This window comes from uncultured Nostoc sp., assembly GCF_964245575.1.
In the GTDB taxonomy this organism is placed as follows: Bacteria; Cyanobacteriota; Cyanobacteriia; order Cyanobacteriales; family Nostocaceae; genus Nostoc.
The window spans coordinates 1-15,306 of record NZ_CAXTNP010000195.1; the positions used below are offsets into that span (position 1 = coordinate 1).

12 protein-coding genes are annotated in these 15,306 nt (G+C 41.3%); 2 read left to right on the forward strand and 10 right to left on the reverse strand.

The genetic code is table 11. The annotated features are described in order from the left end of the window. Window positions 1-38: 38 nt before the first annotated feature. Window positions 39-659, reverse strand: a complete 621-nt coding sequence (locus ACFFAP_RS25905) for a CP12 domain-containing protein (protein WP_208766739.1) — start codon at window positions 657-659, stop codon at window positions 39-41. Window positions 660-1,089: 430 nt separating this feature from the next. Between ACFFAP_RS25905 and ACFFAP_RS25910 the strand changes: the two genes are divergently transcribed. Beyond that, a complete protein-coding gene (locus ACFFAP_RS25910) occupies window positions 1,090-2,349 on the forward strand; it encodes a hypothetical protein (RefSeq protein WP_375513914.1) in 1,260 nt (419 codons plus the stop codon). Window positions 2,350-2,379: 30 nt separating this feature from the next. Here the strand turns inward: ACFFAP_RS25910 and ACFFAP_RS25915 are convergent, their stop codons facing one another. Continuing rightward, window positions 2,380-3,060: an S-layer homology domain-containing protein gene (locus ACFFAP_RS25915; RefSeq protein WP_375513923.1), complete on the reverse strand. Its 681-nt coding sequence runs from the start codon at window positions 3,058-3,060 to the stop codon at window positions 2,380-2,382. A gap of 154 nt (window positions 3,061-3,214) precedes the next feature. Next, window positions 3,215-3,694 carry a hypothetical protein gene (locus ACFFAP_RS25920; RefSeq protein WP_375513915.1) on the reverse strand — a complete coding sequence of 160 codons (480 nt, stop codon included), beginning with the start codon at window positions 3,692-3,694 and terminating at the stop codon, window positions 3,215-3,217. A 192-nt stretch (window positions 3,695-3,886) separates the two neighbouring features. Here ACFFAP_RS25920 and rpiA point away from each other — a divergent pair, with 192 nt between their 5' ends. Beyond that, window positions 3,887-4,597: a ribose-5-phosphate isomerase RpiA gene (gene rpiA / locus ACFFAP_RS25925; protein ID WP_375513916.1), complete on the forward strand. Its 711-nt coding sequence runs from the start codon at window positions 3,887-3,889 to the stop codon at window positions 4,595-4,597. Window positions 4,598-4,805: 208 nt separating this feature from the next. Here rpiA and ACFFAP_RS25930 read toward each other — a convergent pair whose 3' ends face one another. The 7 genes from ACFFAP_RS25930 to ACFFAP_RS25960 form a co-directional block, all read right to left on the reverse strand. Next, window positions 4,806-9,065 (reverse strand): DUF4347 domain-containing protein, encoded by a 4,260-nt coding sequence (locus ACFFAP_RS25930; protein WP_375513917.1) that lies wholly within the window; start codon window positions 9,063-9,065, stop codon window positions 4,806-4,808. A 153-nt stretch (window positions 9,066-9,218) separates the two neighbouring features. Then, window positions 9,219-9,464 (reverse strand): hypothetical protein, encoded by a 246-nt coding sequence (locus ACFFAP_RS25935; protein WP_375513918.1) that lies wholly within the window; start codon window positions 9,462-9,464, stop codon window positions 9,219-9,221. A 467-nt stretch (window positions 9,465-9,931) separates the two neighbouring features. Further along, window positions 9,932-10,777: a class I SAM-dependent methyltransferase gene (locus ACFFAP_RS25940; protein ID WP_375513919.1), complete on the reverse strand. Its 846-nt coding sequence runs from the start codon at window positions 10,775-10,777 to the stop codon at window positions 9,932-9,934. 36 nt (window positions 10,778-10,813) lie between these two features. Continuing rightward, window positions 10,814-12,016 (reverse strand): FtsW/RodA/SpoVE family cell cycle protein, encoded by a 1,203-nt coding sequence (locus ACFFAP_RS25945; protein WP_375513920.1) that lies wholly within the window; start codon window positions 12,014-12,016, stop codon window positions 10,814-10,816. A 350-nt stretch (window positions 12,017-12,366) separates the two neighbouring features. Next, entirely contained in the window at window positions 12,367-13,815 is a 1,449-nt protein-coding gene (locus ACFFAP_RS25950; RefSeq protein ID WP_375513921.1) for a sensor histidine kinase, read from the reverse strand. Window positions 13,816-13,825: 10 nt separating this feature from the next. Continuing rightward, entirely contained in the window at window positions 13,826-14,377 is a 552-nt protein-coding gene (locus ACFFAP_RS25955) for a heme NO-binding domain-containing protein (protein WP_375513924.1), read from the reverse strand. Window positions 14,378-14,808: 431 nt separating this feature from the next. Continuing rightward, window positions 14,809-14,943, reverse strand: coding sequence for a class I SAM-dependent methyltransferase (locus ACFFAP_RS25960; protein WP_375513922.1), 135 nt, complete (start codon window positions 14,941-14,943; stop codon window positions 14,809-14,811). Window positions 14,944-15,306: the final 363 nt, after the last annotated feature.

The window sequence follows — 15,306 nt, forward strand, 5'->3', positions numbered from 1 at the left end:
ATCCCCAATCCCCCTTCCTCTTCATCTCCACACTTCAATCACGGATGATAATTTCGACATTCTGGTGCATTTGGGTTTTCTTTACAGTATTCTTCAAAAGAGACTTTGGCTGATACCATACCCTCAGCTTTCTGATGAGCGGCTTCTGCTTGAAGTTCTTCTACTTCATCCCAGGCGGCTGCACAGGCTTTAGAATAAGCACCTTGTTCGGTGCAAATAGCCCGAGACTGCTCAATAGCTTTTTGAATTCTCTCCTCCAGCAATAAGGCTTTTGGCGCTTCCACAAAGTCGCTTTTGGTCAAAATGTCAGTAATCGAGATGATGCCCAACAGCTTGCCTTGAATCACAGGCGCTCGATGAATACCAGTGTTAGCAAATAACCGCGCTACATATTCCACACCCAAATCAGGATTCACCACAATGCAGGGCTTGCTCATAATTTCGTAAACCCGCACTTGCTTTGGGTCTTTACCGTAGGCTGTTACCTTATAAACAATATCCGTTTCTGTGACAATGCCATAAGCATCATTTTCATGGCGATGATCCACAACCAGCGCCCGCAATTTTTTTTCCTTCATCAGCCCCACTGCTTCAGCAACAGTCGCCGAACCGCGAATGGTAACTACATCTTTGGTCATGATATCTTCAGCTTTCATCATTGCTGTAGTCTCCTGGTTAATAATACGGTGCAGCACAGTGCCTTCAGAGGCATATCGGAGCATTGCAGCACACAGTTTAGTTTTCTAACTAGAAAATAAAAAAGTTGAACTTTTGTCCAGCTACAACAATAAATTAGACCAGTTGTCAACTCCTGATGTTATCCAATGTGACCGATATCCAAAAATAAGCATAAATTGCCATAACTTTATAGAAAATCTCGCCAAAGGACTTCAGCCGTTAAAAAATAAATTTTTGACTACTACATGTCTATTGGTACTGACTAATAACTGATGGAGAAGTTAGGATAAAATTACTATCCAACTTCAGTTGAGATATTTCCTGTTAAGGAAAGTAAAAGAATTAAACAGCAACGGCTTCAGCTTCCATAAAGTTTTACCGATTTCGAGTAAATTTCAATTATTAATACACATGCCAAATCGTCATTATCCTCCCGCCTACTTACGCTATCTCAAAGCCAGGTTATGGAATCTAGGGCGACCTGGTTTTTGGGGCACTGCAATTTTTTTATCTGTAGTCGGACTGGTAACTTGGGAATACTGGTCAAACCCAGATATTTTCGTTTATAAGCAAAAAAGCCAAGTTGCTTCACAACAGCCTGCTGATTCTTCACTTTCAGAAGAAAACAGAGCCATTGCAGCAGATATTGATAACCTACCAGTTTTATTTAATGACTTTGACCAAGCAACTCCTTCAGTAACGCCGAATAACTCCAAGGAAAATACTGAGGCAAAAAATAGTAAAAACTCCTTAGAGGATGTAATTAAAAAACAAAATTCTGTTAATGATACCAAATTAAATCCTGGTCTAGGCGTTAATGCCGATACCTCCCCAGGTGTGAAAAATCCCTTTGTTGTACAAACAGAAAATTTATTGCGGACTGGGACGGTTGATAATAATAGCCAGTTTTTAGGTATTAAGCCCTTAACTACGGCATCTGAACCAACAGAGGGGGAAACATCTTCTAGCCTGGGTATTGGATTCACGAATCAAACCAACAAGAATCAAAATTCTGTCTCCACCAGCCCTCTGCAACCAGCACTCAACCAATCGACAAACCAACAATATTCTAGCTTTAATGAAACTGCAACTCAGACAAATACTTTAAGCCAAGCCTCTGAGCCAGGAACAACGTTGATGCCACCCATTAAAAGCTTACCCAGTCAGAATTCTCTACCAAGTGCTGGGTTAACTACTGGGACAGGCTACACCTCAACGGGTACGAACTTGCAGCAAAATCCTTACAATAATGTAAATAACTTAAATAACGGTCAGATATTGCCTAGTAATGGGTTAAATACTCCTACAGGTTATACATCAACGGGTACGAACTTACCGCAAAGTCCCTACAATAATTTAAATAACGGTCAGGTCGTGCCTAATGTAGCACCATTAACGCCCCCAGGTACTTATGCTGCACCAAGTAATATTGCACCTTACTCTAACCAGATTCCAAATCAAGGCGTTGTCACCCCTACAAACCCTGTGGGATATGGGAATTATGGGTTACAGCAACCGACGCAACCACCACAATCTACTTATGGAAATTATGGGTTGCAGCAACCGACGCAACCACCACAATCTAATTATGTGTTGCAGCAACCAACACAGTCTAATTCCTTATATCTTCGCCAGATTCGAGACAGGTATAGAGGTTTAGATCAAAGGTGATTTTAAGCATCTTAGCTGGATAAAGTCTAGCTAAGGTGTTTGTGGGCTATTTGGAATAATCGGAACTTCTGGTGTTTCGGGTTGTTGCTGTTGTCGTTGCAAATATTTATTCAATACATAAGCCATATCTCCACGGGTTACAGGTTTTAATGGGGAAATATTGCCTTGAGCATTTGTATTGAGAAATCCTTCAGTAGCTACTGTAGCGATCGCTTTTCTAGCCCAAGTTGGGATAGACTTTTCATCTGGATATGAAGCCAGAATATCATTCACAGCCTCATCGGGAAACTGAAATACACCATAAGCCTGGGCGAAAATAGCAAGAGCTTCAGCCCTTGTCACCTTTTGGTTAGGGAAGAATTCATTGCCCCGATAACCTTTCATGATGTCAGTTTTTAAGACTGTCTGTATATCATTAAATGCCCAATGAGAACGAGGAACATCTGGAATAGCTAAATTTTCTTTGCTAACACCCTGTCTTTTATTTAGCCCAAATGCTTTTACCATAATTGACGCTAATTCGGCCCTACTGAGTAACTTTTCTGGATAAAACTTGCCATCAGAAAAGTTTGTCATCCATTTGACAGCAGTTACCTGTTGAATGGAATCAGATGGGACTTCAGAAGTAGTTTCTGGCACTTGAGTCTGAGCAATTGCTGGTAAGTTTTGTAGTAGTGCCACTAAAGATAGAGTAATTGAAAGCTGACGCATCATGATAATCACTTTTAGCTGCTAACGTGGATTTAAAAAACTACGTTACTGAGGTTAACGCAAAATTTGGTGTTTTTAATAACCTGTAACTCAGCTAGTGACGAATTTAGGCTGGGCAATGTTGCTTTAGCTACGTAGGGTGTGGCTATAAATTTTAAAAATTAGGACTTTGTTCAAAATCCCAGCACTTCCCATGATTCCAGACTCTACCAGTGTTTTCACATTCTGATTTATCGTCAATCCAAGGAATTGAAGTAGGGTAATAGGAGCTAGATGTGGGAGTAAGTGAAGACAATGCAGAAGAAAATATAGTGTAGCTACAAATCGATAGAATGATTAGAAATCCTATGAGGAACAAGATATTGCCAGGAGTCCAAAAAGGATATAAACCTTTTTCAGAGCGTAAACGGACTTTAGAGCGACGTTCTGAACCTGCTAGGAACACCAAATAAAACCTTAATCCGGGAATTGGTACTGAAATTCTTATGTCTAAAGAATGACGGATCCTAGCACGAGAGGATAAACCCTTTTTTATCGCTTCTAATTGCTCTACCGTGAAGGTATTTGCTATTTCCGGGTCAATCTCAGCGAAAAGTTGCTTAAAAGTAGGATCAGTGTACTGGGGGTTTTTCATTATATTCGTATACTAATATACACTATTGTTACATGAGTCATCTCCTTTTTTCCGGACACTAGGATGTTTTATTTTTTGCAAGTCCCTAATCAAGGAAGTAGAAACTAGCAAAAACTTGTTTTTTACCTTTCATCTTTTGAGGTTATCTGCCCACTACTATGGACTATAGTCAGTTTTTCAGGAGTTTTGGCAATGACCGCAGCAGCAGATCCCGTAAAGTTGATGAAGCAAGAAGTTGGCAAAGCCGCCGCCGCCTTAGTAAAGTCGGGTTCTATTGTGGGGTTGGGTACGGGGTCAACTACAGCATATACGATTCAGTTTTTGGGCGATCGCCTCAAGTCTGGTGAACTTCAAGATATTATTGGTATACCTACCTCGTTTCAGTCAGAAGTACTGGCGAAGCAATACGGTGTACCTCTTGCCACCTTGGATGCTATTGACCACATTGATATTGCCATTGATGGTGCAGATGAAGTCGATCCGCAGAAGAATTTGATTAAAGGCGGTGGTGCAGCACATACCCGCGAAAAAGTTGTTGACTACCTGGCAGAACAGTTCATCGTTGTGGTAGATAGTGGTAAGTTAGTAGACCGCTTGGGTTCTAGTTTCGCTGTGCCTGTGGAAGTGATTCCAATGGCAATTACTCCTGTAACTAATGCCATCAAAAAACTTGGTGGCAAACCAGAACTCCGCATGGGTGTAAAAAAAGCTGGCCCAGTGATCACTGATCAAGGCAATTTTGTTTTAGATGTCAGATTTGACTCTATTGAAGATCCAGTTAACCTAGAAAAGATATTGAATAACATTCCCGGCGTCCTAGAAAATGGTATTTTCGTTAACTGTGTCGATTTAGTTTTGATTGGTGAAGTCAAAGATGGTCAGCCATTAGTGCGCCAACTGTAAGAGTTATAGATTTTGGATTTTAGATGTCTGTGAAATCTAAAATCCAAAATTAAGCAATGACATCTGCACAAATTAATTATGCGTTATCCAGAACCCTTGTAGAGACGTAGCAGTGCTACGTCAAAACAATTCTTTTTCACCAAATGTCTAATATTTATTAAATGATCCCTTGACTTTTAAGACAGTGGCTACAGACTAGAATTGAGCGCTAGACGATGACGTTAGTACCAACTACCAGATTTGTCGCCGTGAAATTATTCAAAGTTGCAAAGGTGTAAAAACTGTTACCATCGTAGGCAAACTGAACTTGTGTAGAAGTACCCGATTGCACAAACTGTAGATAACCATCTGAGATGGCATTGCTGCCACTGTAGCCTTGGCTCTTGAACAAGTCAGTAAGGATTAATTTATCCTCGCTTTTATTAAAGTCAGTGATTGTATCACCATTGCTAAGGGTTTGGTAGATGAACTGGTCATTACCGCTACCGCCAGTCAGCGTATCACTAAAATCACCGCCAATGAGGATGTCATTACCAGCACCTCCGATGAGGCTATTATTATTTGTACCACCAAGCAAGGTATCATTTCCATCACCACCAGTCAGAGTATCATTACCAGCACCACCGCGCAGCAGGTCGTTACCACTCTTGCCGTCGATGCGGTCATCGCCCCCTTGACCATTAATAACATCTGCTGAGTTGTCAAAGCCATTAATATTGTTATTCAGGTCATTGAGAAAGGTGACTGTGTTCTTGTTGAGGATAGCGTTTTGGGTAGAGTTGGCATCGAAGACATCAAAGCTTTCACTAATGCTGGTTTGCCCATTAAACAGGATATTGCCCACTGCCGATACGTTCTCTAGGTTTTCCAGAGGAAGGTTTTGCAGGATAACTTTATTATCAGCCACCCCTTCAAAAGTAACTTCCAGATTGTCACCATTCTGGGTGAGTTGCAGATTTCGGGCTGTCAATCCAGCACCTTGAAATTTGAGGGTATCCAATTCGGCAATGATTGCTGCTGATGGATTTGAGCCTTTACCTAACCCACCGAAATCGGTAATGGTATCAACACCGTCACCTAAATTGTAAACAAATTTGTCTTTGCCGCCGCCACCAGTTAGGATGTCGTTGCCTTGATTACCAGTTATGGTATCGTTCCCGGTTTGAGCGTTAATTATGTCACTGTAGTTCTTGCCTACTAAATTATCAGCGCCTTTGGTTCCATTCAGCCCGTTAAACTCTAATGCACCAATATCAACTGTACCCTTAGATATTCTGTTAAATTGACCACCCCGTTGGTCGGTGGTGATACCTGCTGGAATCAGAGCATTATTGCCAGCGTTAATGGCGGGACTATCGCCAAGTAAGGCATTAGTAAAGGTTGCACCACCATTATTTTGCAGGGGGCTGAGTCTTGGATCAATGGGGTTGGTTCCGGTGCCGACAAGGGTGCTGGTAGTAAAGCCTGTGCTACCTGTGCGATCGCCAATTAGGTTATTTCCAGCGTCGGTGAAGTTGCCAGAAACGTCGCGGGAATAACCGGAATTGGGCGCATCATCAGGATTGCCTGTATAGAAATTGCCTGCAATGATGGTATCGCCAACGATAACAGTGCCGCCGTTACTGACAACACCCCCACCGTTGCCAGGAACACCGTAAAAGCCCTCTGCTGTGTTATTGGTAATGGTGTCATTGGTGAGGGTGAGAGTGCCACTGTTCAAGATGCCGCCGCCAGTGTAATATACACTATTATCAGAGACAGTGCTGTTAGTCAGGCTAAAAGTACCTGAGTTAGAGATGCCACCGCCGTCTGCCGCACTATTATTAGACACACTGCTGTTAGTGATATCTACAGTGCCTAAGTTATAAATGCCGCCGCCGTAAGACGGGTAAGGGTCAGGGCCCCCCCGATTAAGACCGCTAGCATCCGCCCTATTATTAGAGACAGTGCTGTTATTTATACTAAGTTTGCCTGTGTTGAATATGCCGCCGCCGTAAGCTGTGTTGTAACCGACGTATGCGTAATTATTAGAGACAGTGCTGGTAGTGAGACTGAGGGTGCCTTTGTTAAAGATGCCCCCGCCTAATGATGACCCCCTATTACCAGAGACAGTGCTGTTAAGGAGACTGAGGTTGCCTCTGTTAAATATGCCGCCTACCTCCCCTGTATTGTCAGAGACAGTGCTGTTAGTCAGATTGAGGCTGGTATTGCTATTGAGCAAAATACTGCCTAAGGGGTCATTAGCATTAGCAATCTTCAAGCCATCAATGCTGGCATCTGTCCCAGAACCTGATATCTCAAACACGCTTGATGAATTATTCCCACTCACAATGAGGTTAGATGCCCCAGTCCCCAAAATGGTAATATCATTGGTAATGGTTAATTTGCCAGAGGTCAGGGTGATGATATCTGGGGTGGCATCGGTGAACACGCCCGCAAAGGTAATCGTATCTGCCCCAACGGTCGCATTGGCATTGAGGATAGCCTGCCGCAATGACCCCGATCCAGAATCGTTGGTATTAGTCACCACAAATGTGTTGTTATTAACAGGCGGCGGTGTGATGGGAGGCTGGACTTCGTAAGCACCAATATCAACAACACCGTTGAATATCCGGTTAAATCGAGTGCCGCGTTGGTCAGTGGTGACACCAGTACTAACTAGGGAATTCTTGCCAGCATCAATAGCGGGGCTATTCACAAGTAACGCCTGGGTAAAGGTTGCACCACCGTTATTTTGCAGCAGCCCCAGCTTGGGGTCAATGGGGCTAGCACTTGTGCCGACGAGGGTGCTGGTGGTAAAGCCAGTGCTACCAGTATTATTGCCAATCAGGTTATTGCCGGAGTCAATCACGCTACCATCCACGTCGGGATGTATATCACCGGAGGTGGACTTGTCAAAGTTGCTTGCAATGATGGTGTTACTAATTTTGACGGGACTAGAGGCATCAGAGGTATTAAAAACTCCTCCACCATTGCCAGTACCATCACCATCTGAATCAGCTGTGTTATTGGTAATTGTGGAGTTGATTAGGGTGAGCCTGGTGTCTGCTACATAGCTGTAGCCATTATATATGCCACCACCATCTTCTAAGGCTGTATTGCCAGAGACGGTGCTGTTAGTTAAAGTAACTAATCCGCCAGAATAAGCATCATCATCTCCGTTAAAAATGCCACCGCCGGAGGTTGCAGTATTCCCAAAGACGGTGCTATTGGTCAGCCTAAAAGTACCGCCTTGATTATAGATGCCACCACCGGAGTTTGCCGTATTGCCAGAGACACTGCTGTTAACTAGGTTGAAAGTACCAGTTTTACCAGAGGAAGCGTCATTAAAAATGCCGCCTCCGGCAGTATTGCCATTATAAATCTTGCTTCCCCCGGTATTGCCATAAACACTGCTGTTAGTTAGGCTGAGAGTACCAGCGTTATAGATACCGCCTTGCTTATTGCCAAAGACGCTGGTGTTAGCAAGACTGAGGATGCCGCTATTAGAGATGCCACTTCCTGCTGTATTACCAGACACACTGCTTTTTGCTAGGTTGAGGATGGAAGTTCTATTAACCTTAATATTGCCGCTAGCGATCGCCAGTCCATTAATATTGACATCTGTCCCTAATCCCGATATCTCGAATACTGTAGAGACATTCTTTCCACTCACAGTAAGCTTAGATGTCCCAGTCCCCAAGATGGTTACATCATCGGTAATCGTCAGTTGCCCAGAGGTGAGCGTGATGGTATCTGGGGTGGTATCTTTGAATATTCCCCCAAAAGCGATCGTATCATCCCCAGCATTAGCATTGGCTAAGTTAATTGCCTCTCGGAGTGTTGTGATGCCGTTATTGCGATCGCCATCATCTGTATCTCCAGTATCATTCACCGTGAACGTCGCCAGTACCCCTGCGTAAGTTTGCCGCGTCCTTTCTGCAAATGCTAAACTCACTTCCATATCAGTGGTGCGGACTTCTAACTCCCAGTTACCACCTAATGCTGCATTACCAATTCGCTGACCAGAAGCAGCAATATTTGCTTTAGTGAGTTGGTGCAGTTTGTCTACAAATTCTGTCCCCGCATCACCCAAAGCCACATTGCAACCATAGATGAGTAAGTTCCAAAGGTTATCGCTTTTGGCAGAGGTTGAAAATACCTTTTGCCATAGTTGCAGTTGCTGGCTGTATTCGTCAAGGGTATCCAGTCCTAAATGGGTGTTGCCCAATTGTAAGTAACCTGGGATACCGTGGCACACAATATGAATATTAGTCAAATTCGGACGATTGCAACTCGCTAGAATTTCTGTAATTTGTTCAACACCATCCTGTGTCGAGTCAAGCACGAACACTTCGGCATTATCAAGCACGCCATTTACTAAATCGTTATAGTCTTCAACCGCCATGTCGATGAAGACTAAACTATGGGCATAGGAGGTGGAAGTTGCAGGATTTACTTGGAAGTGTGAGGTATATAGTGTTGCCATTTCTTTACTTCGAGCTAAGATAATCAGGAAAACTCAAACTAGTGCATCTCATTTTGGTAGGTATATACTTAAGCTTCAAACTGAAGTTGCTGCTTTTCGGATTTTTTAAAATATTTGGATCTTCAGTATTTGTTATGCGAAATTCCAGCAGATTTAAAGTTGGTGAGATACACATGCTAAGTACAGCATTTCATTAATTCGTAGTGAATTAAATTTGGCAATACCCTGCAATACCAATGCATCGGTTGACAATACCAATGCATCGGTTGACAATGCCAATGCATCGACTGACAATGCCAATGCATCGACTGACAATGCCAATGCATCGACTGACAATGCCAATGCATCGACTGACAATGCCAACGCATCGGCTGACAATGCCAATGCGTCCCCTTGCATTAAATAAAAACGCTACGATTTTGCGCAAAGCTGTACTAAGTCTATTCCTCCACGTATAAAGCGTGTTTTACTCCTGTATTCTGTATTCTGAATTATGCTATTTTAGAGGATGTTTGAAAAGTCCTCAAGCGTGTGTTTCACTACCCTGGCTACCGAGAAACTGCTACGAGAGAATCGGAGTTCTGGGATTTGAGATCGTACCTCTGAGTCGCACTTGAGGCTCAAGCCGACCCTTTTCAAACATCCTCTTAGTTAAACATCAAAAATTGGTTTAAAAATAAAGGTCAAAAGCCCAATTCATTGCCAAAACCATAAAACTTTAGTATAAAATATTTAGATTTATTGTATAGCAAGGCTTTCAGAATTTTATAAAGCAAGATCAACATAATATGTAATGAATAACCGACAAATTTATTACACAATATTTAACTTAATTCCACTTCCTCTACCAGCTAGTAATAGCTTATTTAAGACTCCTTTTTCTCTGAGTTAACTTTTTGAGCAATGTGAAAAGCAGAGATATATGAAAGTTGCATACTGCCTCCAAAATCATTTTCTATACGATGTCTCAATCCCAAAAATAAAGAGTCTTTATTTTCTGGATTTAATTTTATGTATGGTGAGTAAGTGTTTAAGAGTGTTAAATATTCATCGGCAGTGTAACTTACTTCTGATATAACTTGTCCAGATATCAAGTCTTTGAATTGGCCCGAATCAATAGCCATATTTCCTAATTGTCTCAAGATATATTCTTGTGTTTTTTGGTCTTCATATCGGTCAAGAGATGGAGTGTGTAGTTGATAGATTTGCGATAAACTTTGATACACTTCATAGCTGGGTTGAAGTTCCTTGTTCCACAATAAAATCAAGTAGCCATTCTCCTTTAGAGCATTTGCTGCTTTTGGATATCCGATTTCTGGTGATATCCAATGAAAAGAACTAGCTGCTAAAACGGCATCAAATTGAAATGGCTTAAGTTCCCACTCTTCAAAAGATGTGTTCTGAATCTCTACATTAGAATACGGTTGACAATTGTGTTGAGCTAACTGGAAAAAATCTGGATTGGGTTCTAAGCAGATTATAGAGCAACCCAATTGAGCGATACCTACCGTTGCAGTACCAGGGCCACATCCCACTTCCAGAATTTTTGAGTCAGTGGAGAGTTGAGCAACTTCCACAATTTGCTGAATCAAATCCTGAGGATAGCAGGGTCTTGCCTTATTGTAAGCTTGTGCTGCCGGAGAATACCAATTTTTTCGCTGTTCAAGGTCTCTGCTGGAGTAGCTGATTATTGTTTGTTTTAGGTCTTCCATAATCTATTTAATTCCTACAACGCCGCTTTTGTTAGCTCAATATCTATTTTTATGAAAACCTCGGCGTCTGCGCCCATTTTCCAACAAGGGTTTTCGCAACGGTACAACCTCAGCTTCGCTACTCTCGCGTGCTACTCGAATCAGCAACCCAGCAGCTATTAAACTAGCAATCATGGAATTACCACCATAACTAAACATGGGCAAAGGTAAGCCAGTAGTTGGTAGAGAACCTGTAGCAACACCAATATGAAGCAATGATTGTCCTACCATCAAAATCGTCACACCGATCGCTACCAATCGATGTACTATATTTTTAGCCTTCAGTGCCACGATTAATCCAAGGGTGGCAAATGTAGCTAAAAGTGCCAGTAATACCATACTGCCGACAAAGCCAAACTCTTCGGCGAACACCGCAAAAATAAAATCAGTATCCTGAATTGGTAAATAAAACAGCTTTTGTTGAGAAAGCCCAAATCCCGCTCCCCAAGTTTTACCAGAACCCACAGCTAATAGACTTTGCACCAACTGGTAGCCATCTCCTGTAGCATCTGCCCAAGGATTGAGGAATGACATCACTCGTTTACGCTGATACTCTTTAATACTAATACTGAGTACTGCCAACATCACTCCACCAATTGCTGTCCCTCCCAGGTACTTGTAAGGTAAGCCAGCTGCTAAAGCAATTAGCCAAATAGTCATACCGCAAAGTGCTGTTGTACTCAAGTTAGGTTGAGCAAGAATTCCTAAAAGTACCAGACCGAAAATACCCAACCAAGCCAAGCGAACCCGCCAACTGATTCGTTCCCACTGACCAAAAAGCCGCGCACTTTGCAGCACCAAAAAGGGTTTAATTAACTCTGAGGGTTGAATCGGAATGGGCCCGATCGCAATCCAACGGGCTGCGTCAAAAGCCTTTTTTCCCAATCCTGGGATCAGTGTAATAAAAATTAACGTCAAAAACAGTAATAAAAACCAATGGGATAGCCCCAAAATTTTCTGCAATGGCGAATTAACAATAATATTGAATCCGATTAAGGAAACTAAGACCCAAAGCAGTTGACGCTTAAAGTAGTACAACCCATCATGATGATTGCCATCAGCGACAGGATAGGATGCTGAAAATAGCATGATCAAGCCGACAAACAGCCAAATCAACGTTAACCAGCGCAACAGCCGCGCTTCTAATGCCCAGTTGGAGACTGAACTATCAAAAATTGGAATCAGGCGGCGTAGATTCACGAGCAGTACAGGTAAAAAGTTAGGAATTAGGAGTTAGAAATAAAACTCATAAATCATAACTTATAACTTATAAGTAGGCTTTACAACCATAAATCTTAGAGCTGTCAACTTCAATACACTGCTCGAGCTATGTTTCTGACAAAGATCGCTATGCCGCCGTACCTCTACGAGCAAGCAAGCTACGAGTAGCGTCTTGTAGAGCAGGCATTGCTACTTTGCAAAGTAGAAGTAGCATTTTATACTTATTATAAAGAATTGTAAATGACTTAATTCAGGATTGCTATAGTTAAGAGCGATCGCTCAAAAATTGACTTAAAGTATTCTTAAACTAAGCTGGATTCTGAAGATATTTATTTAATTAAACTTAATGATTTCACGCAATTAACTGCTTGTTTATCCATAGATAGGGGAATTTCAATCCAGAACTCAGTTCCTTGTCCAGGTTCTGATAAACATTTCAGTGTTCCCCCATGTTTTTCAACTACAATCTGATAGCTAATTGATAAACCTAATCCTGTACCCTTACCTACAGGCTTAGTTGTGAAAAATGGATCAAACAGTTTTTCCTTAACTGCTTCTGTTATTCCTGAACCATTATCGGCAATTCGGATCACACAGTTCGTTTCAATAACTTCCGTAGTAATTGTAATTGTATTAGGATTCGCATGGATTTTTGCGATCGCGCGTTCACTATCATAGTTATCGAGCGCATCGATTGCATTACTGATAATATTCATGAATACTTGATTGAGTTGGCCAGCGTAGCAATTTACTAAAGGCAAATCTCCATAATTTTTAACTACTTTGATCCCAGGATGATCAACACTATTTTTGAAGCGATTCTGTAAAATCAGCAAAGTACTATCCAGTCCCTGGTGAATATCAACACTTTTCTTCTCCGCTTCATCAAGACGAGAGAAGTTCCGGAGGGACAAGACAATTTCAGAGATCCGTTCAGCTCCTACTTGCATCGAATTTAATATTTTTGGCAAATCATCTAGTAAAAAATCAAACTCAATTTCTTTAATGTATTCTTGAATTTCTAACACAGGATTGGCATACAATTTCTGGTAAAGAAGCACAAGGTTCAGCAAACAGTGCGTATAATCCTTTGCATATTTCAAATTTCCATAAATAAAGTTAACAGGATTGTTAATTTCGTGAGCGACTCCCGCAACTAACTGGCCTAGACTGGACATTTTCTCAGCCTGGACTAATTGGGCTTGAGTTTGCTGTAGCTCCCGAAGGGATTTTTCCAATTTTTTAGACTGAGCCTCAGCAATTTCCGCTAAATTCTCCTTGATTTGTAGCGCACTCCGTAGTTGGACCCTTTGCTGTTTCAGTTCACTTGTTAACTTTTTGGCATCAGCTAAAGCAGTATTCTGAGCTTGTAGTAGAAACAAGAAATCAACAATCGGATCGTGAATTGCAAAGTCTTTGAGTTTAATACCTAGAGGAGCCAGGCTAGTTGTATCTGTAATCCAGGGAGAACCTAAAAAAAATATCACCTCCTGCTCTGGTTGATACATCATCTGCCCCTTGAGATGCATTCCATTGTGGAGAAACTCTAATATAAACAGGGCCCGAGACTGTTTACTGATAGCATCAAAATCGACCAAAATTTTTGGACGATTGATTTGGAAATGCTGCTCAATCAATTTACCAACCAATGGTTCAGGACAAATGCGCCTGTAGATATCACCAGCTTGTACAATTTCCCGATTACAGTTAAAGGCAAAGTGGAAAGGAAAAGCTTTCGCCAGCAACTCTGGCGAAAGTGTAAGGTGAGGAGGAGCCATGCTACTGCGCTCAATTTGGTTTATAAATCACTAAAAATTCATCATGTTCAGCACCCTGATCTCGACTTTGGGCTTGGGTAATATGAACTTCTGTATCAAACCTGGTTCCCAATCCCTTGACTAGTCCAAGAATCATTGGCGTTAGCCCTTCTCTATCAGAGCGATAATGTAAGCTCAGAGAATTTTCCTCCATATCAGTACACTCAAATGATGGGGGTTGGAGTTTGGGAAAGCTAACTCCCACACGAGCATGAAGATTATCAAGGTTTTCTAAAAACTCAAGGAGTCCATCTCCACTCATATCCATCATTTCGCCATAGCCTTCTTCGGCTGTGTACTGAACCCAGAATTCCCCAAAGGCTTGCATAATCTCTGAGGAAGATAAACCGAGAATGACATTAGCAGCTTTTACCAGCTTGTGGGTGATGTCATCGGGATAGCCCTCCATACTGAGGAATACATCTACATCCACCTCTGCTTTGTGCTTGATTTTTTTCCAAGTATCTTCGCCAAAGCGACTGCACACCATGTCTTGAATCGCCTTATTTACTAATCCATACATGGAAGCCTCCTCTTGCTGCACCTAATTTTGCTTTGTGAATTTGCCCAAGACTCTACAACTAATTTCTGAAAAAGCTTAAGTAGGTCGGCGTTAAAAAATCAACCTATGTAACAAAGTGTAAACTTAGTAAAAAGCTTATAAATGAATAGTTATAGGATTTTTACAAAACTAAACATACCTTGATTTTATCGTGCCGACTTACTTATTTCAATAAGAAACTTTTCTGTAATCAAATCTTAAAATGTTTTATTACAGTTTTAAAAATCGAAAAAAATGGGGAAAACTGTTCGCATTCTAATACTACAAATACTCATTATTACAACCGTATTTTCACTTGTTCCTTTTACCCAGCTAGTTTTGAGAGTTCGTAGTAAAGACTTTAGTCCTTACTACGAACTTCTTTACCCATCAATTTAAGCTTGATAGACTCACTACAGCGCTGCAATCATGCCTTGGGAAAGGTCTATTCCATGTACCCATGCAGCGCCACGTCGGCTTAATTCTCGACTGCAATAACCTTCACCACAACCTATTATCTTGTACTCGCAACCCAACAATAGGCTCACAAAGCTCTAGTACAAAAGGGCGAGCTGTAAAGTCTGATAGGGAAGTAGGTTCTCCTCTAATCCACTCTGATGCTGTGCGATTATATAAGTTTTTAGTTGAGTTTTTGGGATTCAAATTTGACATGTTTAAGTATTTATTTATATTTGAGTTATGTTTGTTTTAATCAATTTAGTCTGATCAGACTGAAATAGTGGATGTATATGTTTTAACAATTAATATGTTTCGCTGATAATGTTGATTTTACCGATTTTAGTTTTTTATTATTTTTACGTAGAAAAGCTATCCTTTTTCAAGTAAAAAATACTATTAATATTATTATCTTGTTGGTTTATTCACATCTAAACAGCTAAATTATATTTAAC

Coding starts and splice junctions, on each gene's coding strand:
- ACFFAP_RS25930 (WP_375513917.1), bottom strand. CDS start 9,065: ATGGCAACACTATATACCTCACACTTCCAAGTAAATCCTGCAACTTCC.
- ACFFAP_RS25910 (WP_375513914.1), top strand. CDS start 1,090: ATGCCAAATCGTCATTATCCTCCCGCCTACTTACGCTATCTCAAAGCC.
- rpiA (WP_375513916.1), top strand. CDS start 3,887: ATGACCGCAGCAGCAGATCCCGTAAAGTTGATGAAGCAAGAAGTTGGC.
- ACFFAP_RS25940 (WP_375513919.1), bottom strand. CDS start 10,777: ATGGAAGACCTAAAACAAACAATAATCAGCTACTCCAGCAGAGACCTT.
- ACFFAP_RS25935 (WP_375513918.1), bottom strand. CDS start 9,464: ATGCAAGGGGACGCATTGGCATTGTCAGCCGATGCGTTGGCATTGTCA.
- ACFFAP_RS25905 (WP_208766739.1), bottom strand. CDS start 659: ATGATGAAAGCTGAAGATATCATGACCAAAGATGTAGTTACCATTCGC.
- ACFFAP_RS25920 (WP_375513915.1), bottom strand. CDS start 3,694: ATGAAAAACCCCCAGTACACTGATCCTACTTTTAAGCAACTTTTCGCT.
- ACFFAP_RS25950 (WP_375513921.1), bottom strand. CDS start 13,815: ATGGCTCCTCCTCACCTTACACTTTCGCCAGAGTTGCTGGCGAAAGCT.
- ACFFAP_RS25955 (WP_375513924.1), bottom strand. CDS start 14,377: ATGTATGGATTAGTAAATAAGGCGATTCAAGACATGGTGTGCAGTCGC.
- ACFFAP_RS25915 (WP_375513923.1), bottom strand. CDS start 3,060: ATGCGTCAGCTTTCAATTACTCTATCTTTAGTGGCACTACTACAAAAC.